The organism is Pseudomonas sp. ZS1P83, assembly GCF_054897825.1.
In genome coordinates, this window is record NZ_CM142706.1 from 4,099,431 (window position 1) to 4,120,093 (window position 20,663).

Consider the following 20,663-nt stretch of genomic DNA (forward strand, 5'->3'; position numbering starts at 1 on the left):
CCCCTTCAGATAGGCGCTTTTTCATGTGGTTCAGTGCCCCGCAACCGCAGGCCTGCCAGCCGCACGCGGGCCCGATTTGAAGCCGTGAACCCGAGCGCTCCAGACAATTGCAAACCCCACACCCACCAACACCACCATTGCCCATGGAAAAGAGGCGACGCCCCACCTATCCAGCAACACCCCACCCACCACCCCACTCCCCGCAATCGCGCTATTCCAGGCCACCACATTCAACGACAACGCCACATCCGCCCCATCTCCGGCCGCATCCGCCAGTGCCGTTTGCAGCAACGTCGCCGCCCCACCGAAGCTCAACCCCCAAACCGCCACGCCGATGTAGATCACCTCAGGCACGCTACCCAAAAAACCTAACATCACGCAAACCGCCGCAAACGCTGCCAAGCTCACCAACACAGTCTTGCGCAACAATGGCTCAACCAATTTGGCAGTCACCCAAATCCCCACCAACGCCGCAATACCAAACACCAACAACACCAAATCCACTTGATCCCCCAACCCCGCCGACGCCACAAACGGTGCGATGTAGGTGTAGAGAATGTTGTGTGCCAGCATCCAGCTGATCACCACCGCTAGCACAGGTTGTACGCCCGGCGTGGTCAACACGACGCGCAGCGATATGCGCTGGTGCGCAGCTTGGGGTGGGTAGTCAGGGACTTTCACTAGTACCCAGACGATCAGCACCAGGGTCAGGGCCGATATGATGCCGAAGGTGGTGCGCCAACCCACGAGGCCGCCGAGCCAGGTGCCGAGGGGAACGCCCAGGGACAGAGCAATCGGTGTACCGACCATGGCCAGCGCCAGCGCCTTGCCCTGTTGATGGGGCGCAACCATGCGGCGTGCGTAGCCGGCCAGCAGGCTCCAGGCCAACCCCGCCGCGACACCGGCGAAGAAGCGCGCTACCAGAGTCACGCCGTAATGGGATGACAGCGCGGTGATGGAATTGAACAGCAAGAAACCGACGATGGTCAGCAGCAGCACGTTACGGCGGCGCCAGCCGCGGGTGGCGATGGTCATGGGGATGACCGCCAGCACCGAGCCCAGAGCGTAAGCGGTGACCATCTGGCCGGCCATGGAGGGGGAAATCGCCAGGCCTTCACTGATCAGCGGTAACAGGCCAGCGGGCAGGGTTTCGGTGACGATGCAGATGCAGCCGGTCATGGCCAGAGCAAGCAACGCGCCGATGGGTAGGCGGTCGGGCGCTGCCGATAAGGTGATTGAGGGTGTCACGGGAGACTCCTTGAGCGAGGATTTCAGATTTAAATACTGATCGATACAAATGTTGAGGGCAGTCAGCGCTTGTTGTCAACGACTTATGTATCGACTAGTATTTATCTCGTCATTCAGAGGAGCCTTGAAATGGCGCAAATGGGCCGCCCCCGCACCTTCGACCGCGACCACGCCGTGGAACAGGCCTTACACCTGTTTTGGCAACAAGGCTACGACGCGACCTCCCTCGCTCAGTTGAAAGCCGGACTCGGTGGCGGGATCTCCGCGCCGAGTTTTTACGCGGCGTTCGGTTCCAAGGAAGCGTTGTTTGATGAGTGTGTGCAGCGTTACCTGGCGACCTTCGCCCAGGTCACCGAATGCCTGTGGGACGATAGCCTGCCGCCACGCCAGGCCATCGAGACAGCGCTGCGCCAGTCGGCGCGCATGCAGTGTGAAGAAGGCCATCCCAAGGGCTGCATGGTGACCCTCGGCATGATGAGCGCGCCCAGCCCAGAGAATGCGCGGGTGGTCGATGCCCTGACCCAATCTCGCGCCCGCACTCGCGCGGGGATTTTGGCGTGTGTTGAGCGGGGTGTCAGTGACGGTCAGTTGCCGGGCAATATTTACGCGCCCGCGATGGCTACGGTGTTCGACAGTTTCTTGCAGGGTATTTCCATCCTTGCTCGGGATAACACGCAGCATGGGGTCATTGATGCGGCCATCACCCAGATAATGCTGACGTGGGACATTGCTGCCTCTACCGTGCCGCCCACCTATTGCAATGGTTAAAAGGGACTGATCGATTTAGCCAGTCTGTTGCGTCGACCGATTGAATCCACAGTCGATTGATGCCGGTGATGACTGGTAGAGAACGGTCAAAAGTGGACGGTGGACACGGTGATGGCAAATGGGTAGCTTCGTTTGCGAGCAGCAGTCCTTGCCGTCACCCATGTTGCGTTTCTCCCTGAGCAATGTCGCATTTGCCGTGACCACGTCTAAGCCAACCTTACCGTCACGGAGCATATAAGACATGTCGAACATCGTCGCATGGACCCTGTTCGCCCTGGGCGTCCTCCATATTCCATTCGGTATCATCAAGTTCAAAACAGCATTCGCCGCCGCTGTAGATTCTGGCTTCGTTGACCAATTCAAAGCGCACGAAGATCGGCGTACTGCCCTCTGGTTTACCATGCTGGGGCCGCTTTTTATGCTCGCTGGGCAGACAGCGATTCACGCCGTAGCCGTTGGCGATCTCGCGCTACTTAAAATGGTTGGCAACTATGTGCTTATGATCTCGATCATTTGCGTCATTGCTGTTCCAAAATCGGGGTTCTGGGCAACGCTGCTGGTTTCTCCGCTGATCATCGCGGCAGGGTATGGCTTGTACGCCTGACAAACGGTTGAAGACCCACACAATCAAGGAGAGTTGCACATCATGGACGAAGCCATTACTTACCGAGCTGCAACGGTAGAAGACGCATTGAGCATGTGTGAGTTGGGACAATTGCTTAACGCAGTGCACCACGCTGCCCGTCCCGATATTTACGCGGCTGCCACCCAAGACTTTTTGCGCGACCTTCCTCATTGGTCAGGTCTTTTCGAGAAACCGGGTCAGGTTGTATTCATCGCGAATGTCGGTCACCAGGCCGCAGCCTTCATTACTGCCAGCCTGTCGGCAAGCTCTGGGCCACTGATGCAACCGCTGAATGTTGTTCGCATCGGATCGGTATGTGTTGCCGAGCAATTTTGGGGGAAAGGTATTGGACGCAGGCTTATTCAGCTCGTTAAAAACTGGGCAATCGAAAATGACGCTCAGGACTTGAGGTTGTCGGTCTGGCCGTTCAATGCACGTGCTGCTCGCATGTACACAGAGTGCGGGTTTGAGACTCGTGCTTTCGAGATGGGAATGCGTCTGTAAAGGCGACGCCCCTAAAGGTGAAATTAGGTTCGAAGGACGTCTGCTGGATCATTCGTAACTGACAACTTTCGGCCAGAAGCGGTCCGGGCCATCCAGTCGCCGAAGACAATGAAGCCCCAGGCAAACTGATCTACAGGCCGCGTTGACGTCGATGTGCGTGGCTAATCCAGGATGAACAGGTCCCCTTCCACATCCGTATCGCCGTGTTTACGACTCTGCGCCGCAGAGTCGTAGACGATCATCAGAACCTCCCCAGGCGGCTCGCCCGATTGGAACAGACACATGCCCTCAGCGTGATCGTTGCCTTGCCCGAAAGGCACCTCCAGCACCTTCTCCAATTGATCGGTGAAGACCATGCTTTCCTCGTCGGACGCGAAACCGCCGCGCCAGCGCAAGACCGTTACCGGACCGTCTTGCTCCATCGTGGGGCCCGCCAGGATTAGCAGATCGTCACCGCGGGTGCACAGGTCACGCAAGCCCAGGCCATTGAGCGCGAAGAAGTGCTTGCGGTAGCGGCGCCCATCCGGACCGATCTTCTTCAGCACCAGCGTGTCAGACGAGGCGTCGTTCAGCTCGGGTTCGATCTCCAACAACACGGCCCAGCCGCGTAGCACCGGTCCACGCAGCCCCAGCAGAAGGCGCGAGCCGATCATCACCAACCCTTCGATATCGAAGCCGTTGTCCTTACCCGGGATACGCAGGAAGTCGCGTAGCTGAGGATCTTCAGCAATGGCCGCGGTCAGGCCATTACCGACTTCGTTGCCCTGCAGCTGCGCCGCTGTACGTCCATCGGCATCCACTTTCCTGGCGAGTACATAGCTGTCGTTCTGCTGCACCACAGGGATGCGGGCCAGCAGAAAACGATTGCCGTGCGCCTCGACCGTCGACAGGCGCTTGATATTCTTCTGCGCAGAAGTGCCGGCCTCGGACTTCTTGCGCTTCAGGCTATGGGAGCCCACCACCCAGAGGTAACCACTGTCAGGGGCATAGGCCAAGCCCTCGATATCGATTTCGGCGTCTTGTTTCGGTATGGGCAGATCCAGATAGTCCAGGAGCGGAAACGATTGGTGCTCGTCGCACCTTACGACGCCGCCGGGCGCAGCATCCTGGATTTTCAGGCGTTCCAGGCTCGTGGTTTCGTCGTTCGCCACCCAGAGTGTGTCGTCAATCTGCTGAGCGGCCGAAAGGCCATCGCGCAACGACGCAAACGCCGGATCAAAGCTCAACAGCGCAAAATTGCTGCGGTGGCTCATGAGCGGTCTCCTGTCTTTATAGCTCGGCGCGCCGGTTATTCAGAACCGGATTCTGCGCGTGTTCTTCATCCAGTGCATGCACTCGTCCTGGCCGACCCGTCCACCGCTGATGGCTTAGGCCCCTAAGCTGCCGCTCAGAAACCTGGATTAGTTCCATCAACCTCCAAAATAGCCGACTAACGGTGACCCCCTTAGGCACAAAGCCTGCAGTAACCACCTCGACGAACATTTGACGTCAATCTACCGCCATAAGGATTTCCTGATCAGCAAACCCAATTGACACAGCTCAATAGCGTCGGTTCGAGCGCAACTGTGGCCGCAACATTCCCCGCATACAGGATTATTGACATGATCGACCTCGCCACCTGGAATTTGAGCATCCCTGAAGGCAGCCCACCGGCCACCATAGAAACGCCTCGACTGGCGCAAGGCTTCAAGGACCAGTATTTCAGTTCTGAAGCCGCTACCCTTTCCTTCTGGGCACCTGTGACCGGTTCCAGGACGGCCAACGCTATTTACCCGCGCAGCGAGTTGCGGGAAACCTATAGCGATGGAACGCTGCGCAACTGGCAGTATTCAGCGGCGGATAACATTCTGCGGGCGAGTCTGACCGTCAATCAGGTGCCCAGCACCGGCAAGATCGTGATTGGTCAGATTCACAACAAGGACAGCAACAACCCCATGGTGAAGCTGGAATACCAATACAAAACGTCGGCTTCGACGGGAAACATTGTCGTCAAGGTGCGCATGCGCCCCGACGATGAAGAGGGCCAGGTCATTACCATTGCGACGGGTGTTCCGCTCGACCGCAACTTTTCCTACCAGATCCACCTCAGCCCGAAGGGCGCGCTGGGCATCAGCGCAGCAGGAAACAACTGGAGAACCACCATCGACCCGAGCTGGAAGACCAAACCACTGTATTTCAAAGCGGGTGCGTATGTGCAGGACAACACCGGCTATCCCACCGAGGGCGGAAAAGTGACGTTCAGGCTGCTGGAGATCCAACACAACCTTTAGTCGCTTCTTCAGATCACTACCGTTGGCACGCCGATCCGAAGGGCGAAGACTTTAGTGGACTTCCTCGTCGATCGGCTACCCAGTGGCTAGCTGTCAGTGAACTCAACCGCGCGGGCGGCAGATGCCCTCGAAGCCTTTCAAAATCATTGCGTGCGCAAACAGTGGGATACGCTGCTATCACTGGCGGCTGTCGAAGGTGGCGGCACAAGGAATGTTATCCACCAAGCCCGTGAAGGTGTTATCACCCCACTTGGAGTCAATTTAGAGTTAGGCCCAAAGAGGAGTTCGCCATGACCGTAGTTGATCGACTCAGGTATTTGCGCGTCGTTCTAGTTTTGGCTGGCCTCGCGTGCCTTGCTCTCTACCCATTTATGTTGTTCTGGCCGTCCGGCTGGGCCTGGCACGTCGGTCACTCGGACTACCCGATGATGATCGTTGGCATCTACGCCACACTTGGCGTGTTCTTGATCCTGGCCGCACGTGATCCATTAACCAATCTGAGCCTAATCTGGTTCACCGTGTGGTCTAGCGCCGTACACGGAGGAATCATGGCCGTCCAGGCGGTCACCCAGCCGGGGCAAATGGGGCACTTGGCAGGTGACGTGCCGGCGCTCTTCATCGTGGCGGTTGCCTTGGGCATCTTGACGCCCCGCTCGCAATTGGCCGCTCGGCCCCGGACACACAATGGGGCCTAAGAGCAGGTTTGACTGCAAGGATCGGGACGAAAATCGCGTTTCTACACAAATTTTTGGTCTGCTGATCAACCAAGCGCCAACAGACTTTACGTAGCAACGCAGTCTTCAAGACTGTGCCCGCGTTTTTTCACAGCCTGGGGCGTTTTCTGCCTGTCACGACTGACCGGTTTGGGTCGACTGCTGCCCTTCGTGACAGGCAACAATCGGCCAAAAGCAGACACTCTTGGTAGTACTTGGCGATGGTGTTTTTGGCGAATGGCTTTATGAAGCAAAGCAGTATGACGCTCTGATACATTCGCCCTTTTTCAGGAGGGAAAAATTATGCGAAGGATTATCGAAACGGGGGCGCTCTTGCTGGCCTTGGGCGGTTGCGCAACATCACCTATGCGGGTTTCTGAAGCGCGGCCAGTGCCCGCCAATGAGATGTACGTGTTCAAAAGCCAGGGTACGAAAGATCCGGGACGCCTGACCATTCTCCGTGATGACGGGTTTGTCGGTTCGGGATGTGACGTCGTGTTCTACATTGATGGTCAGCGCGCAGCCAAGATAGGTCCCGGTCAGAAGGCATCTTTCGTTTTGCCTGCCGGTGAAGTGAACCTCGGCACCGGGCTCGCCGAGTCTGGATTGTGTGCTGGTGTCGCAATAAAAACTGTCGCGGCCAACATCAAGCCAGGGAAAGAAGTGATTTATCGAATCAACTGGGATACGCAAGGTTTCTACTTGGGCCCCTACGTTGAATATGGACATTGAGCCCAGACAGTTCCGGCCTGTTTCGCACGCCACACCACCTATAGTGAGTGATCGCAAACACCAAAGCGCACCCTGAATACGGAACGGGTGGCTCGCAACAACTCATCCCAAAACCGGGCAATCCATGACTGGGGGTTTCCGCATCCTGGCATCATCGTAATGGCGAGATAATTTTGACTGGCAAGCTGCTATGCAGCGACAGGGGCGGTCAACCTCGACCACTGTCAATGTCTGCAATGGGTTGTGTGGATTTCGGTCAGTCGCGACAGGCAGAAATCGGCCAAAAGCTACCAATCGGTTCCGTTTCAGACAATTGTGCATGCCAGCCTCCTTAGTAGGCTGCGGAAGTCATAAAAAGCGTCCCCAAATCCGGAGTAGTGCCTCCAGCGATTTACCCGGCAAAGGAACTGTAGCAATCGCATCACCGTCCCTCAGTCTCAGCTAAGTTTCGCTACGTATCTTCTCCCCTGCGCAAGTTCAGCGCCGCTCAGGAGAGGCTACCCACACATGAATCCCGAAAAAGCTGGATGGCTCAACAAAGTACCCGAGGTGACGCTGTCATTCTGGGTGATCAAGATTTTGTCCACTACAGTGGGTGAAACTGGCGCGGACTTTCTGGCCGTAGATGCCGGTTTCGGCGCCGGTTGGACCAGCATCGGCATGGCCGTCTTGCTGGCGCTCGCGTTGTGCTTTCAACTGCGCACCAAGGCCTACACGCCCTGGATCTACTGGTTGACCGTGGTGCTGGTGAGCATCGTCGGGACACAAATCACCGACATCATGACCGACATGCTCAACATCAGCCTGTATACCAGCACGGCGGTCTTTTCCGTTCTGCTGGCGATCAACTTCCTGGTCTGGTACCGGGTGGAGCACAACCTGTCGATCCGCGAAATCGTCACCCCGCGACGGGAGCTTTTTTACTGGACGACCGTGCTTTGCACCTTTGCCCTCGGCACTGCAGCGGGCGACCTGGCCACTGAAGCGGTGGGCCTGGGCTTCACCCTCGGCGCCGTAATTTTCGGTGGGTTGATCGCTGCGACCCTGGTGGCTTGGCGCTTGGGCGGCAATGTGGTGCTTACCTTCTGGATCGCCTACATCCTGACCCGTCCGTTTGGCGCCTCCCTCGGCGACTTGCTGACTCAGGCCAAAACCTACGGCGGCCTCGGCATGGGCGCCGCCTGGACCAGCGCTATCTTCCTGTGCGTCATTGTACTTCTGGTTGCGGTCGCGCAAATCAGCGTCGGCAACCGTAAAATCGTCACTCAGTAGCCCTTCAAAAGCCAATCAAGGATTTGTCATGCGTTTACTTCAAAATGCCATTCGCCACGTTGCCATCGTCTCGTCGATCTTTTTGCTCAGCGTCGCCGCCGGCTGCTCGAAACCTGCCGACAAACCCGGTGCTGGCACGCCGACCACTTCGGTGAGCGCATCCGCCCAGTCCGGTTCAAAACTGGGTGAACTATCCGAGTTCCGTACCATCGCCGCCGATGTCGCCGCGCTCGTCGATAAAAACGACCTGCCCGGGGCGAAAACCCGCATCAAGGATCTGGAAACGTCTTGGGACTCCGCCGAAGCCGGCATCAAACCCCGCGCTGCCAGTGACTGGCATGTGCTGGACAAAGCCATTGACCGTGCACTCGCCGCCCTGCGCGCCAGCACGCCGAAGCAGGGCGATTGCAAGGCAGCGATGGATGATCTGTTGAAAGCCTTCGATTCGATGAAGGGCAAGCAGTGACCAACAGCCGCACATTGCGTTGATCCGGCGGCGGACAAACGCCGGCTCAGGTGCTTCAATACAGGCGCGACGGTCATGACCGCCGCGCCTTTTTTTCGGAGCGGGACATGCGGATTTTGCTGGTCGAAGATGACCCGATGATTGGTGATGCCATCCAGGGCGCGCTGAACGATGCGAGCTACGCCACCGACTGGGTGAAAAACGGACTCACCGCCCTTGCGGCACTGGAAACCCAAGCCTATGACCTGGTGCTGCTTGATCTCGGGTTGCCCGGCAAAGACGGGCTCGATGTGCTCGATGGCATTCGCGGCCGCAACAACCCAGTGCCACTACTGATCATCACCGCGAGGGATGGCCTTGATGATCGCCTGCGCGGCCTCGACGGCGGCGCTGACGATTTCTTGCTCAAACCCTTCGCCATGGCGGAGCTGCTGGCCCGCATGCGCGCTGTGTTACGCCGTAAAGGCGGCAGCGCCCAGTCATTGCTGGACAACGGCGTGGTGTCGCTGGATCTGGTATCCAAACAAGCCTCCACCGCCGAAACCCCCGATGTTCAGCTCTCGAGCCGCGAGTTCGCCCTGCTGCAGGCCCTGTTGATCCGGCCTGGAGCCATTCTCTCGCGCAGCGAACTTGAAGACCGCATTTACGGTTGGGGCAATGAAGTGGAAAGCAACGCGGTGGAGTTTCTGATTCACGCACTGCGGCGAAAATTGGGTAACCATGTCATCAAAAACGTCAGGGGAATGGGATGGATGGTTTCAAAAAACGCTTGAGCGACTCGGTACAGTTACGGTTGTCTGTAACGCTGTCGCTGGCCATCCTGATCGTGGCGGTGCTGGCCGGTTTTTTCGCTTTCGTCTCTGCGCTCAACGAGGCACACGAAATGCAGGACGAGACCCTGCGTCAAGTGGCCGTTCTTTTTGAACGGCAGCAGATGACCCTGCGCTATCCCGCGGGAGAACAGATCGTTGGCGACGACGAAGAATCCAGGGTCATCGTGCAATACCTGACTGACAGCAGCAAAGCGACCGGCAATGACGACGCAACAATACCGCTGCCCTTCCCCACAACGCTGGCCGATGGCTTGTCGACCATGAACATCGCAGGCGAAAACTTTCGCGTGCTGGTCAGAACCACGTTCCGTGGCGAACGCATTGTTGTCGCCCAAGAAGCCGACGTGCGCGACAAAGAGGCACGCGAGAGCGCCTGGCGCAGTCTGTTGCCGTTTCTCATTCTGTTTCCGGTACTGTTGCTGGTGGTGGGCGATCTGGTGCGCAAACTGTTCCGCCCCATAGCGACCCTCTCGGACGAAATCGATCAGCGCGATAATCAGGCGCTGCACCCTATCGATGAAAACCACCTGCCGACAGAGATCCGTCCTTTCGTCGTGGCCATCAATCGATTGCTGACGCGCGTCGCGCAGTCCATGGAAGCCCAGCGTCGCTTCATCGCCGACGCAGCCCACGAACTGCGTTCTCCAATGACGGCTTTATCACTACAAGCCGAGCGACTGTCAGCCACAGAAATGTCGGCGCTGGCCTATGAACGTTTTCTGCCGTTGTCCAGCGGGATAGAACGCAGTAGGAAACTAATCGATCAACTGCTGACCCTGGCGGCTGCACAATCGAGTTCGGATCGATCACAGACATCAGTTTCAGTCCATGAAGTCTATCGACGGGTATTGGAGGACTTACTGCCGCTGGCAGAGCGCAAGCACATCGATATCGGTGTTGAAAGCATCGAAGACGTACAGGTCACTATCAACGAAATGGATCTGTTAATCCTGGTCAAGAATCTGGTGGACAACGCTATCCGTTATACCCCCGTTGACGGACGAGTCGACCTGACGGTCGAGTTGGCGCAGGAGACAGTGATCCTTCAAGTCAAGGACTCCGGTCCAGGCATCAGCGCAGAAGAACAAATGCTGGTGTTCGATCCGTTCTACCGCAGTTTGGGAACCGATGAAACAGGCTCCGGACTGGGTTTATCCATCGTCAAGGCGATAGCCGATCGTACGGGGGCGCACATCCGATTGAGTTTTTCGGATGAGATGAAAAAGAGCGGATTATGTGTTTCGGTCTGGTTAAAAAGAGGTAAAACGTGAAGCTTTTGTGCTGGGTTGTGAATCGCCTTCAATGTCCTAGACACCCCAACGGGCAGCTAGGGGTCGTTCTCTGCCGGTCATTGCTACGAAGCGTGCTGGTCAGATCCGATGCAAATGACTGATCAGGCCTAACCTCCACTTCAGACGAGCTCAAAATGAGAGGTTACTATGGAATTGCACTTATGCAGATTGGCAGTCACTCACTCGTTACGCACGTAAAAAACATAGAAAAAGTTAAATTAGGTAAGTGACTTATTTATGGAAGATAAAACACATTTAACAGTTAGCAAGGCTCCGGAAGCTATGAGTCAACAGATCGAGCCCGGCGTGCCATCCCACGCCGCCCAGCAACGCCAGCGCGCCAGTCAGTTGGCCCAGGCGGTGCGAACCGAATTGCAGAAAGCCGTGATCGGCCAGAACAGCGTGATCGACGACGTCCTCACCGCCCTGATCGCTGGCGGCCATGTGCTGCTCGAAGGCGTGCCGGGGTTGGGCAAAACTTTGTTGGTGCGCGCCCTCGCCCGCTGCTTCGGTGGCGAGTTCGCACGCATCCAGTTCACCCCCGACCTGATGCCCAGCGACGTCACCGGGCACGCGGTCTACGACTTGCAAACCGAGCAGTTCAAACTGCGCAAAGGTCCGTTGTTCACTAACCTTTTGCTCGCTGACGAGATCAACCGCGCCCCGGCGAAAACCCAGGCCGCGCTGCTCGAAGCCATGCAGGAACGCCAAGTCACCCTCGAAGGGCGCGCCCTGCCCATCGTGCAACCGTTCATGGTGCTCGCCACACAAAACCCCATCGAACAGGAAGGGACTTATCCACTGCCCGAAGCCGAGCTCGACCGCTTCATGCTCAAGGTGCGCATGGATTACCCCGACGCCGATCAAGAATTGAACATGGTCCGCCAGGTCAGCCGCTCGACCCGCGCCGACATGCTCGACGTGCAACCGCTGCGCACCGTGTTGCAAGCCAAAGACGTGCTGGCCCTGCAACGCATTGCCAGCGATTTGCCGCTGGACGATCAGGTGCTCGATTACGCCGTGCGCCTGGCCCGCACCACCCGAACCTGGCCGGGATTGACCCTCGGCGCCGGGCCACGCGCATCCATCGCACTGGTGCGTTGTGCCCGAGCCCGGGCGCTGCTGCGCGGTGGCGAGTTCGTGATTCCGGATGACATCAAAGGCTGCGCATTGGCCGTGCTGCGCCATCGTGTGCGCATTGCGCCGGAGCTGGACATTGAAGGGCTGGACGTCGATCAGGTGCTCAAGCAACTACTCGATCAAGTGCCGGCGCCGCGTCTGTGAAACCTTCGCGCCTGCTATTGATCTGGCTGGCGATCCTGCTGGCCATCGGCATTGTGCTGGGCACTATGCGGGCATTGGACGTTGAAGTCCCCACCAGTCTGTCGTCGATCAACTGGGGATTGCTGCTGGCGCTGCTGGTTTTGGCGACACTGGATGCCGCGCGCCTCAAACGCCAGCCCTCGCCCCGCGTAAAACGGCAGATGCCCGGCAGCCTGGCGCTCGGTCGTTGGGGCGAAGTACGACTGGAGGTCGAGCATGATTTCCACCAGCCGTTGCACATTCAGATCTTCGATCACGTACCGCAGGGGCTGAGCTTTGAAAACCTGCCGTTGTCAGTCGAACTGCAGCCCGGCCAACACAGCCGGATCGGCTATCGCCTGCGCCCGCTCAAACGTGGGCACTTCACTTTCGAACACTGCGAAATCAGCCTGCCGAGTCCGATGGGATTTTGGTCGGACAAACGCCTGATTAACGTCACCGACAACACCCGCGTCTACCCCGACTTCGCCCGACTCTACGGCGGCCAGCTATTGGCGGTGGATAGCTGGCTGAGCCAGCTCGGCGTACACCAGCGCCAACGACGGGGCCAGGGTCAGGAATTCCATCAACTGCGCGAATTTCGCGAGGGCGACAGCCTGCGCCAAATCGATTGGAAAGCCACGGCCCGCCACCGCACGCCCATCGCCCGTGAATACGAAGACGAACGTGATCAGCAGATCATCTTCATGCTTGATTGCGGCCGACGCATGCGCAGCCAGGACGATGAACTGTCGCATTTCGATCATGCGCTGAATGCTTGCTTGCTGCTCAGCTACGTCGCCCTGCGCCAGGGCGATGCGGTGGGCTTGAGTACGTTTGCCAGTGACCAACCGCGCTACCTCGCGCCGGTTAAAGGCACCGGCCAGCTCAGCGTGCTGCTCAATACCGTCTACGACCTCGACAGCACCCAGCGCCCTGCCGACTATCAGGCCGCTGTCAACCAGCTATTAGCCCGCCAGAAACGCCGAGCGCTGGTGGTGTTGGTGACCAACCTGCGGGATGAGGATGATGAAGAACTGCTAATTGCGGTCAAAAGGCTGAGCACCCGGCATCGGGTGTTGGTGGCCAGTCTGCGCGAAGAGGTGCTCGACACGTTGCGCCAGACACCGGTGCAGACGCTCCCGCAAGCACTGGTCTACTCCGCAACCGTAGATTATTTAAATGCGCGGGCTGAACTTTATAAACGAATGGAAGGGGATGGGGTGCTGAGTCTGGACGCTCGCCCCGATGCATTTGGAGCTGAGCTGGTCATGCAATATCTGAAGTGGAAGAAGTCTGGAATCTAGCGTGAAAAAAACGCCCTTTTATCAAAAAGGGCGTTGGTTCAACGGGGCAGAACGTCTGTCAGACTTCGCTTCCATCGTAAGGATTCATGACTACGAATTTTCCATCGATATATTGGTGATGCTCGGCATAACCCTGAATGTCGGTTATCACAGGATACTCTCGGTCGGCGAAAACATATTGAACCAAAGTATTATCGGCCGGCGCCTGTGTGTATACAGAGGTTAGCTTAACTGTATCGTGCTGGTGACCGTCTGACTCAACCACACCTCTTTCTGCGGTGACCAGGTTATGGCCAAAAGACAAATCGACCAATGGTTTCGGCCCGCGCCCCGTAACTTGATCCGCGTCGCTGCCAATCAGCGATCGGGTTTAGTCGCCCGGAGGTGATATGAATGTGCATAAGCGTCATCCAGTCGGGTAATCCCTATCCCCGCACTTGATGGTGGCTGTGCGCAGGGCGCCCTCGGGCGCGCCGGTTTTTCATATCTCCTCCCGGTCGACTAACCTGCGCACAGCCGCCACCCCTCGTTTAGTCGCGAGTCGGTGGCAGCCCCAACAAGGAGATTTACCATGTTCAAACCAACACCTAATCCCCCCGACATCGACCACCTCCGCTCATCCCAGGACCGTGCCATGAACATGTTCACCGTCTCCCCCGATGCCAACCCCGAAGCCATTGCCATCCAGACCTACGAAACCTTTTCGTCGGTCAGCATTCTGCTGCTGGATCTGGCCGAAAGCCTGGACGACAAACCGCGACATCTGGCGATGGCGATTTATCAGTTGAGTGAGTTGGGGTTGTTGCTGGTGGAGAAGTCGCTGGAGAACGAGCAGGCGATCGGTACGGCGTAGTGTTTCAGCCATTTGGTTGCTGTTGTCTGCACTGACGCTATCGCGAGCAAGCTCGCTCCCACAGGTTTCTGCGGTGAACACACTTTTTTTGTGAACAACGCTAACCACTGTGGGAGCGAGCTTGCTCGCGATGGCGATTGCAACGGCGCCGCAGAATTTCAGGCCGAAGCAGGCAACGGCTGAAAACTGAAGTACTGCTTCAGCGCACTCACCAATTGCCCATACTCCGGCGGCGCCCGTTGCAGGCTGAACCCGGCGTCATAGTGGTGAGGGGTCGTGTCTTCATGGCACCACAGGCAACACGCCTGAAGATCAATGACCTGCATGCAGCCATCGCTGGCGGGGATTTTCAGGCGCAAATCGAAATCGGCGCCGATCATCATCGGCAACTGACTGATCAGCATCAGCCCGTCTTCGGACACGTTGCCCAGAAAACCGATAGGTTTGTCGGTGATGCTGTTGAACACTCTTAGAAAATACGGCAATTGATGCCGCTCGATCCGGCGGTTAGTGAACATGCGCAATTGGCCCAGCAAGGCCCTTAAGCAGGGCCGCACTAATGCTTCGGAACGGGCCTGCTTCTATTTCTGCTTCTATTTCTTATAGAAAGGCATAGACATAGGCGCGCTCTCCCCGCTCCCGGTGCGACAGTCCACAAAAACCGCTGCCGCTCACTCCTGCCGATCACAGGTGTTACGTCGATTTAGAGGCAAGGCTCTAAAACCGAACTATTCGACTATAGCTCACCACCGCAAGTGGGCCAGCTTTTGAATGACCCCTTTAATCAGAACCGGGTCGGGCGCACGACCGCAGCACTGCGCAGCGGATAGTGGCCCAGTGACTGCAAGGTTTCCAGGCGGGCGCGGGCGCGGTAGGCGTACTCGCTTTGCGGGTAAGACGCCATGATGAACTGGTAGGTTTGAGCCGCATCGACAAACAGTTTCTGACGCTCCAGACACAGCCCGCGCATCATTGACACTTCCGGCCACACATAAGGCCGCGCGCGGCTGGCGCGTTCGACTTTTGACAATTCGAGCGTTACTTGCTCGCAGTTGCCGCGGTCATAGGCGCTGTAGGCGTTATTCAAATGATGGTTCATCGACCAACGGGTGCAGCCCGTGACGCTGAGGAAAAGGACGGCAATGAGCACGAATCGCATGGGGGTTCTCCTGTCTTGAGCTCTGTATCGACCCGTTGGCGGAAATCTTCAAGATTGTTCGTTTAAAGATATAAACGAATAAGTAGTGCAAACGAACAATGACTACAACTTCGGACCATAGTAGCCTCACTCAGCGCTTGAACTCAGGAGTCTATGCATGTCCGTCCGTCGCACCAAAATCGTCGCTACCCTTGGCCCGGCCAGTAACTCGCCGGAAGTTCTCGAACAGCTGATTCTGGCTGGCCTGGACGTCGCCCGCCTGAACTTCTCCCACGGCACCCCCGACGAGCACAAGGCTCGCGCGAAGCTGGTGCGTGAACTCGCTGCCAAGCACGGCCGCTTCGTCGCCCTGCTGGGTGACCTGCAAGGCCCGAAAATCCGTATCGCCAAATTTGCCAACAAGAAGATCGAGCTGAAGATTGGTGATCAATTCACCTTCTCCACCAGCCATCCTCTGACCGAAGGCACCCAGACCGTCGTCGGTATCGACTACCCGGACCTGGTCAAGGACTGCGGCGTCGGCGACGAGCTGCTGCTCGACGACGGCCGCGTGGTCATGCGCGTTGATACCGCCAATGCCACCGAGCTGAATTGCACCGTGCTGATCGGCGGCCCGTTGTCCGACCATAAAGGCATCAACCGTCGCGGTGGCGGCCTGACCGCTCCAGCCCTGACCGAGAAAGACAAGGCCGACATCAAGCTCGCTGCCGAGATGGAAGTCGATTACCTCGCCGTGTCCTTCCCGCGTGACGCCGCCGACATGGAATACGCCCGTCAACTGCGTGACGAAGCCGGCGGTACTGCCTGGCTGGTGGCGAAGATCGAACGCGCCGAAGCCGTGGCCGACGACGACACCCTCGACGCGCTGATCAAAGCATCCGACGCCGTCATGGTGGCTCGTGGTGACCTGGGTGTGGAAATCGGCGACGCCGAGCTGGTGGGCATTCAGAAGAAAATCATTCTGCACGCACGCCGCCACAACAAGGCTGTGATCGTCGCGACCCAGATGATGGAGTCGATGATTCAGAACCCGATGCCGACACGTGCCGAAGTGTCCGACGTGGCCAACGCCGTGCTCGACTACACCGACGCCGTGATGCTTTCGGCTGAAAGTGCTGCCGGCCTTTACCCGCTGGAAGCGGTGCAAGCCATGGCGCGCATTTGCATCGGCGCTGAAAAGCACCCGACCAGCAAGACCTCCAGCCACCGCATCGGCAAGGTCTTCGAAAGCTGCGACCAGAGCATCGCGCTGGCGGCCATGTATACCGCCAACCACTTCCCGGGCGTGAAAGCGATCATTGCCTTGACCGAAAGTGGCTACACGCCTTTGATCATGTCGCGCATCCGTTCCTCGGTGCCGATCTACGCGTTCTCCCCACACCGCGAAACCCAGGCCCGCGCGGCCATGTTCCGTGGCGTCTACACCGTACCGTTCGACCCGGCTTCGCTGCCGCCTGAGCAAGTCAGCCAGGCCGCGATCGACGAGTTGCTTAAATTGGGCGTTGTGGAGAAAGGCGACTGGGTCATCCTGACCAAGGGCGACAGCTACCACACCATCGGCGGCACCAACGGCATGAAAATCCTGCACGTTGGCGACCCGATGGTCTGAGTGACGATGCGCTGAAAAACAAAAGCCCCGCCATGTGAATGGCGGGGCTTTTGGTTTTTGATGATCGTTCCCACGCGCAGCAAAGGAATGCCTCAACGGACGCTCCGCGTCCGCTCCAGGGACGCGGAGCGTCCCGGGCTGCATTCCCACGCGGAGCGTCACTAGTGTCCGGTAAACATGCTTCATAGTTGAAGGCTGCCTTGGGCAGCCTTCAACTTTTCTCGCTCCTGCCTTCGTCGATCCCTCAATACTGGGGTTCCGGGCCGTTCAAACAGGACATGAACTATGCGAACCGTCAGTTCGAACAACGAGCCGGTAAATCCTGAGCGACGATGGAGTATTTGCAGTAACAGATAGCTGATCAAGGCACTGTAAATCTGCAAACGCACCGCATTTTCGGAGTAGGCATAAAAGCGTTTGAGCTTCAGATGTTGTTTGATCCACTTGAAAAATAGCTCGATCTGCCAACGATCTTTGTACAAGGACGCGATTTCTTCAGCTGTCCTCGTGAAGTCGTTGGTCACCAGAACTAACGGCGTCGCATGCCCCTCGCGCTCAACCACGACGCGTCTTACCGACTTTTCCCAATAGTCGTTCAGGCGTTTGCCGGCCAAATGCTTTTTGCCAAACTGGACGACTTCATCGGTCATGACCGAGCTTTGCTCAGTCACGGTCGAGTGCTCATGCAGCACTTTGATATTGGCGTTTTTCTTCAGGCGGGTGACGAAAAAAGCACCTTTGGTCTGCAACTCGTGCCACCAGTTGTAATCGCAGTAGCCCTTGTCGAAAACATACGTCATGCCGGTCTGGATCGGCATTTCCAGTGCATCGCTCAGGTCGTTGACGTTGGCAGGCGTAATGTTCACGTACACCGGGGCCAGCTGCGCCAGATCCAGCCCGACATGCACTTTGAGGCCTTGGGTGATGCGGGTTTTCGTCGCGGCTGTCCAGCCATCGAAGTGAGGTCCGCGCAAGGTGATCGACGTGGAGTCAATCAGGCTAACCATGGCCCCGACCTCCTTGCGCTGCTGGCGGCTGACGGCGCTCATCAGGTACCCACAAAGGTCCTGTAATGGCCGGTAGTCACGCTTGTTCAAGGCATCGGACATTGTCGAGCGGGCAATAGGGCCGGCATTAAGATGGTAGCTATGCGGGCCGAAATTTTCGGAGATAGTCGCCAAGGATCGCAGGCTTGAGGCTCGGGTCAAATGGCCGCTGATCAGTGTCACCAGCAATTGCCAGGTCGTGCAGCGTTTGACGTAGCGATCAGCTTGGTGTGTTTCGATGGATTGCTGGAAAAACTGGCGCGGGATCGCACTGAGTAGTTGGCTTAAACGGGTGCTGGAAAACATAAGTCAAAATCGAGTCTGAAAAAACCGATTATGCCTCACAGCCGCCAACAGCAAGGGGGAGCAAGCTCCCCCCTCGTTTTTTACCGGACACTAGTGACGCGGAGCGTGGGAACGATCAACCGCGAGAATCAATGCCGGTTGAAAAACGCTGACAACATCGAAAATCAGCGCTCAACCACGGAGCACAAAGACATCCGCCAGCAGTTGATTGCGCGGCAATCCCGCCAGGTACAAGCGCCGGGCAAAGGCATCGACGCTGTCGGGGGCACCGCAGAGTAAGGCCAGGGTTTGCCGGGAAACAAGCCGCAGTTGCGCTAAAACCTCTGGCAACTCGGCCGCCGTCCACAGCTCGATGCTCAGGTTCGGGCGGCTGGCCGCCATGGCCTGCAGCGGTTTGGCCAGATAATGCTCATCGGCATCATGGGCCAGGTGAATAACACGGATAACGCCTTGGTGATCCTGTCGCAACGCTTCCCGCAAGACACCGAACAACGGGCCTAACCCGGTGCCGGCCGCCAGCAACCAAAGCGGTCGGGTATTCCAGTCCGGGTCGTAATGCAATGCCCCGCCGCGCAACTCACCGAGACGGATCGAGTCGCCGATCTTGAATTGACGGGCAGCATCGCTGAATTCCCCCGACTGGCGACACTCGAGATGAAACTCCAGAAAACGGTCTTCATCCGGCAGGCTGGCCAACGAGTACGGGCGCGCCACGTTGCCCGCCCACAACACCAAATGCTGCCCGGCGCTGTAGCGCAAAGGACTCTGAGGGGTCAGGCGCAAACGCAACACGCTGGCGCTCAACCAATCGACAGCCGCTACCTCGGCCGGGCGGCCGTCCTGTTGCGGATCGAAGGTGTGCACCTGCAAGTCCTCGACCACCTGGCACTGGCACGCCAGGCGCCAGCCTTGCTGACGTTGGTCTGCGCTCAAGGCATCGGGTCGGCTGTCGCTGGGCAGCCCTTGTACACATTGCACCAGACAGGCATGGCAACTGCCGGCGCGACAGCTGTAGGGCACAGACACGCCGTTCTGATTCAAGGTGTCGAGCAAATTGCTGCCCGCCGCCACCGACCATTGGCGTTCGCCGACCCGTAACTCAGGCATCGACGTTTTCCCACGCCGCCGCGCAACGATTGCGACCGTCACGCTTGGCGCGATAGAGCGCCTGATCGGCGCTCTGCAAGGCATCGTCGAGATCGTCGCCCAGTTCCAGCAACGTCATGCCCGCCGACAAACTCAGATGGCTGACGTTGAGGCCGACCAGTTCGACATCGGTGAACGCAATGCGCAACCGCTCGCAACAAGAGGTCAGGCGTTCGGCGTTGCAATCGGGCAACAGCACGACAAATTCTTCGCCGCCATAACGGGCCAGAACATCACCCTCACGCAAGCAAGCGCTGGCCACGGCGGCAAAGGCCTGCAGCACCTGATCACCAGCGGCATGACCGTGTACATCGTTGATCCGTTTGAAATGGTCGAGGTCGATCAGCGCCAGGCCATGCACGACATCGGCGTCCATGGCGTTGAGCTCACGGGAGGCCAGGCGCAGGAAATGTCGGCGATTAAACAGCCCGGTCAGTTCGTCGGTGGCCACCAGGTCTTCGAGCTGGCGCATCATCCCGCGCAGGGTGTCCTGATGCGCCTGCAAGGCAAATCGGCGCTGACGCATGCGTTGACGCGAGTCCTGGACGTAACGGGCATAAAGCTCCAGCCAGACCAACACGATGAGCAGCACGCACACCTGCAACGCGGCCAGCGCCGGGTCGGGTAGCTGGAATTGGTAGCCCTCCCACAACGTGATGGCGCTGAAACTTGCGAACACCAACAGCGCGCACCGGAGAAAGGCCAGGCGCGAAAGATGAAACAACCCGAACAGCAGAATCAGCACGTAGAACACCAGAAACGCGCCGCGAGCCTCATCCAGATGGGCGATCAGCCAGGTTTGCCAGCCCAGCCCCAGCAACACTTGCGCTTCGGTCAGGCTGGGGTCGGAAAAACGCAGGTTGAAGCCGCTGTAAAACACCGCAAACAACGCTGCCTGGCTGATCACCACCAGTGCACTGCCGATGGCCACATTGGCCAGGGGTTGCTCGTAATGACCCGTGAAAAACGCCAGCCACAGCAGCAGCAAAGCCAGGGCGTAGGTGCCGGCTGCGAGGGCAAAGCGTTTGAGTAACAAGCGTTGGATGGCGTTATGGGTCAATCGTTGACTCACCGTGCGAAAGAAGGCTGCTTGAGTGTCCTACTCTACAGACCGAATGCCACTGTAGTAGCGTGCCTGATAAATGACCATTCAATTTTCAGGGCGGAAAACTGGCGTCAAAACCATGACCTGTGGCGAGGGGATTTATCCCC

Annotated in this window: 20 protein-coding genes and 1 pseudogene; 14 read left to right on the forward strand and 7 right to left on the reverse strand. The window is 57.9% G+C overall.

All coding sequences use genetic code 11. The features are described from left to right. Window positions 1-30 precede the first annotated feature (30 nt). Entirely contained in the window at window positions 31-1,248 is a 1,218-nt protein-coding gene (locus tag ACYZT0_RS19545; RefSeq protein WP_462042593.1) for an MFS transporter, read from the reverse strand. Window positions 1,249-1,377: 129 nt separating this feature from the next. Between ACYZT0_RS19545 and ACYZT0_RS19550 the strand changes: the two genes are divergently transcribed. From ACYZT0_RS19550 to ACYZT0_RS19560, 3 genes are all read left to right on the forward strand, one after another. Then, on the forward strand, window positions 1,378-2,016 hold the full coding sequence (locus tag ACYZT0_RS19550; protein ID WP_462042594.1) for a TetR/AcrR family transcriptional regulator: 639 nt from the start codon (window positions 1,378-1,380) through the stop codon (window positions 2,014-2,016). A 241-nt stretch (window positions 2,017-2,257) separates the two neighbouring features. After that, window positions 2,258-2,620: a DUF6463 family protein gene (locus ACYZT0_RS19555; protein ID WP_462042595.1), complete on the forward strand. Its 363-nt coding sequence runs from the start codon at window positions 2,258-2,260 to the stop codon at window positions 2,618-2,620. A 42-nt stretch (window positions 2,621-2,662) separates the two neighbouring features. Further along, window positions 2,663-3,145, forward strand: coding sequence for a GNAT family N-acetyltransferase (locus ACYZT0_RS19560; protein ID WP_462042596.1), 483 nt, complete (start codon window positions 2,663-2,665; stop codon window positions 3,143-3,145). Window positions 3,146-3,306: 161 nt separating this feature from the next. Here the strand turns inward: ACYZT0_RS19560 and ACYZT0_RS19565 are convergent, their stop codons facing one another. Further along, on the reverse strand, window positions 3,307-4,398 hold the full coding sequence (locus ACYZT0_RS19565; RefSeq protein ID WP_462042597.1) for a DUF3616 domain-containing protein: 1,092 nt from the start codon (window positions 4,396-4,398) through the stop codon (window positions 3,307-3,309). Between the two features lie 348 nt (window positions 4,399-4,746). On the opposite strand from ACYZT0_RS19565, the gene ACYZT0_RS19570 reads away from it, so the two are divergent. From ACYZT0_RS19570 to ACYZT0_RS19615, 10 genes and pseudogenes are all read left to right on the forward strand, one after another. Beyond that, entirely contained in the window at window positions 4,747-5,415 is a 669-nt protein-coding gene (locus tag ACYZT0_RS19570) for a polysaccharide lyase family 7 protein (RefSeq protein WP_462042598.1), read from the forward strand. Between the two features lie 290 nt (window positions 5,416-5,705). After that, window positions 5,706-6,110, forward strand: coding sequence for a DUF6632 domain-containing protein (locus ACYZT0_RS19575; protein ID WP_462042599.1), 405 nt, complete (start codon window positions 5,706-5,708; stop codon window positions 6,108-6,110). Window positions 6,111-6,431: 321 nt separating this feature from the next. After that, a complete protein-coding gene (locus ACYZT0_RS19580) occupies window positions 6,432-6,860 on the forward strand; it encodes a hypothetical protein (RefSeq protein ID WP_462042600.1) in 429 nt (142 codons plus the stop codon). 507 nt (window positions 6,861-7,367) lie between these two features. Beyond that, on the forward strand, window positions 7,368-8,132 hold the full coding sequence (locus ACYZT0_RS19585) for a COG4705 family protein (RefSeq protein ID WP_462042601.1): 765 nt from the start codon (window positions 7,368-7,370) through the stop codon (window positions 8,130-8,132). A gap of 28 nt (window positions 8,133-8,160) precedes the next feature. After that, on the forward strand, window positions 8,161-8,598 hold the full coding sequence (locus ACYZT0_RS19590) for a hypothetical protein (RefSeq protein ID WP_462042602.1): 438 nt from the start codon (window positions 8,161-8,163) through the stop codon (window positions 8,596-8,598). Window positions 8,599-8,705: 107 nt separating this feature from the next. Further along, window positions 8,706-9,371, forward strand: a complete 666-nt coding sequence (locus tag ACYZT0_RS19595; RefSeq protein ID WP_462042603.1) for a response regulator — start codon at window positions 8,706-8,708, stop codon at window positions 9,369-9,371. After that, window positions 9,347-10,702: an ATP-binding protein gene (locus tag ACYZT0_RS19600; RefSeq protein ID WP_462042604.1), complete on the forward strand. Its 1,356-nt coding sequence runs from the start codon at window positions 9,347-9,349 to the stop codon at window positions 10,700-10,702. Before ACYZT0_RS19595 ends, ACYZT0_RS19600 begins: the two co-directional genes overlap by 25 nt. Window positions 10,703-11,005: 303 nt before the next feature. Then, window positions 11,006-12,007, forward strand: coding sequence for an AAA family ATPase (locus ACYZT0_RS19605; protein ID WP_462042605.1), 1,002 nt, complete (start codon window positions 11,006-11,008; stop codon window positions 12,005-12,007). Continuing rightward, window positions 12,004-13,332 carry a DUF58 domain-containing protein gene (locus ACYZT0_RS19610; RefSeq protein WP_462042606.1) on the forward strand — a complete coding sequence of 443 codons (1,329 nt, stop codon included), beginning with the start codon at window positions 12,004-12,006 and terminating at the stop codon, window positions 13,330-13,332. Before ACYZT0_RS19605 ends, ACYZT0_RS19610 begins: the two co-directional genes overlap by 4 nt. 595 nt (window positions 13,333-13,927) lie before the next feature. Next, a pseudogene (locus ACYZT0_RS19615) lies at window positions 13,928-14,185 on the forward strand (DUF6124 family protein); the annotation flags it as partial. 158 nt (window positions 14,186-14,343) lie between these two features. On the opposite strand, the gene ACYZT0_RS19620 reads toward ACYZT0_RS19615, so the two are convergent. Together ACYZT0_RS19620 and ACYZT0_RS19625 are read right to left on the reverse strand one after the other, a co-directional pair. Further along, window positions 14,344-14,703, reverse strand: a complete 360-nt coding sequence (locus ACYZT0_RS19620) for a PilZ domain-containing protein (protein WP_462042607.1) — start codon at window positions 14,701-14,703, stop codon at window positions 14,344-14,346. 266 nt (window positions 14,704-14,969) lie between these two features. After that, window positions 14,970-15,344 carry a tetratricopeptide repeat protein gene (locus tag ACYZT0_RS19625; protein ID WP_462040567.1) on the reverse strand — a complete coding sequence of 125 codons (375 nt, stop codon included), beginning with the start codon at window positions 15,342-15,344 and terminating at the stop codon, window positions 14,970-14,972. 157 nt (window positions 15,345-15,501) lie between these two features. Between ACYZT0_RS19625 and pyk the strand changes: the two genes are divergently transcribed. Then, window positions 15,502-16,953, forward strand: a complete 1,452-nt coding sequence (pyk, locus tag ACYZT0_RS19630; protein ID WP_462042608.1) for a pyruvate kinase — start codon at window positions 15,502-15,504, stop codon at window positions 16,951-16,953. Window positions 16,954-17,135: 182 nt separating this feature from the next. On the opposite strand, the gene ACYZT0_RS19635 is transcribed toward pyk, so the two are convergent. From ACYZT0_RS19635 to ACYZT0_RS19645, 3 genes are all read right to left on the reverse strand, one after another. Then, entirely contained in the window at window positions 17,136-18,305 is a 1,170-nt protein-coding gene (locus ACYZT0_RS19635; protein WP_462041955.1) for an IS4 family transposase, read from the reverse strand. 171 nt (window positions 18,306-18,476) lie between these two features. Next, window positions 18,477-19,412: an iron-sulfur-binding ferredoxin reductase gene (locus ACYZT0_RS19640; protein ID WP_462042609.1), complete on the reverse strand. Its 936-nt coding sequence runs from the start codon at window positions 19,410-19,412 to the stop codon at window positions 18,477-18,479. Then, window positions 19,405-20,511, reverse strand: a complete 1,107-nt coding sequence (locus ACYZT0_RS19645; protein WP_462042610.1) for a GGDEF domain-containing protein — start codon at window positions 20,509-20,511, stop codon at window positions 19,405-19,407. Before ACYZT0_RS19645 ends, ACYZT0_RS19640 begins: the two co-directional genes overlap by 8 nt. Window positions 20,512-20,663: the final 152 nt, after the last annotated feature.

Coding starts and splice junctions, on each gene's coding strand:
- ACYZT0_RS19550 (WP_462042594.1), top strand. CDS start 1,378: ATGGCGCAAATGGGCCGCCCCCGCACCTTCGACCGCGACCACGCCGTG.
- ACYZT0_RS19555 (WP_462042595.1), top strand. CDS start 2,258: ATGTCGAACATCGTCGCATGGACCCTGTTCGCCCTGGGCGTCCTCCAT.
- ACYZT0_RS19560 (WP_462042596.1), top strand. CDS start 2,663: ATGGACGAAGCCATTACTTACCGAGCTGCAACGGTAGAAGACGCATTG.
- ACYZT0_RS19565 (WP_462042597.1), bottom strand. CDS start 4,398: ATGAGCCACCGCAGCAATTTTGCGCTGTTGAGCTTTGATCCGGCGTTT.
- ACYZT0_RS19570 (WP_462042598.1), top strand. CDS start 4,747: ATGATCGACCTCGCCACCTGGAATTTGAGCATCCCTGAAGGCAGCCCA.
- ACYZT0_RS19575 (WP_462042599.1), top strand. CDS start 5,706: ATGACCGTAGTTGATCGACTCAGGTATTTGCGCGTCGTTCTAGTTTTG.
- ACYZT0_RS19580 (WP_462042600.1), top strand. CDS start 6,432: ATGCGAAGGATTATCGAAACGGGGGCGCTCTTGCTGGCCTTGGGCGGT.
- ACYZT0_RS19585 (WP_462042601.1), top strand. CDS start 7,368: ATGAATCCCGAAAAAGCTGGATGGCTCAACAAAGTACCCGAGGTGACG.
- ACYZT0_RS19590 (WP_462042602.1), top strand. CDS start 8,161: ATGCGTTTACTTCAAAATGCCATTCGCCACGTTGCCATCGTCTCGTCG.
- ACYZT0_RS19595 (WP_462042603.1), top strand. CDS start 8,706: ATGCGGATTTTGCTGGTCGAAGATGACCCGATGATTGGTGATGCCATC.
- ACYZT0_RS19600 (WP_462042604.1), top strand. CDS start 9,347: ATGGATGGTTTCAAAAAACGCTTGAGCGACTCGGTACAGTTACGGTTG.
- ACYZT0_RS19605 (WP_462042605.1), top strand. CDS start 11,006: ATGAGTCAACAGATCGAGCCCGGCGTGCCATCCCACGCCGCCCAGCAA.
- ACYZT0_RS19620 (WP_462042607.1), bottom strand. CDS start 14,703: ATGTTCACTAACCGCCGGATCGAGCGGCATCAATTGCCGTATTTTCTA.
- ACYZT0_RS19625 (WP_462040567.1), bottom strand. CDS start 15,344: ATGCGATTCGTGCTCATTGCCGTCCTTTTCCTCAGCGTCACGGGCTGC.
- pyk (WP_462042608.1), top strand. CDS start 15,502: ATGTCCGTCCGTCGCACCAAAATCGTCGCTACCCTTGGCCCGGCCAGT.
- ACYZT0_RS19635 (WP_462041955.1), bottom strand. CDS start 18,305: ATGTTTTCCAGCACCCGTTTAAGCCAACTACTCAGTGCGATCCCGCGC.
- ACYZT0_RS19640 (WP_462042609.1), bottom strand. CDS start 19,412: ATGCCTGAGTTACGGGTCGGCGAACGCCAATGGTCGGTGGCGGCGGGC.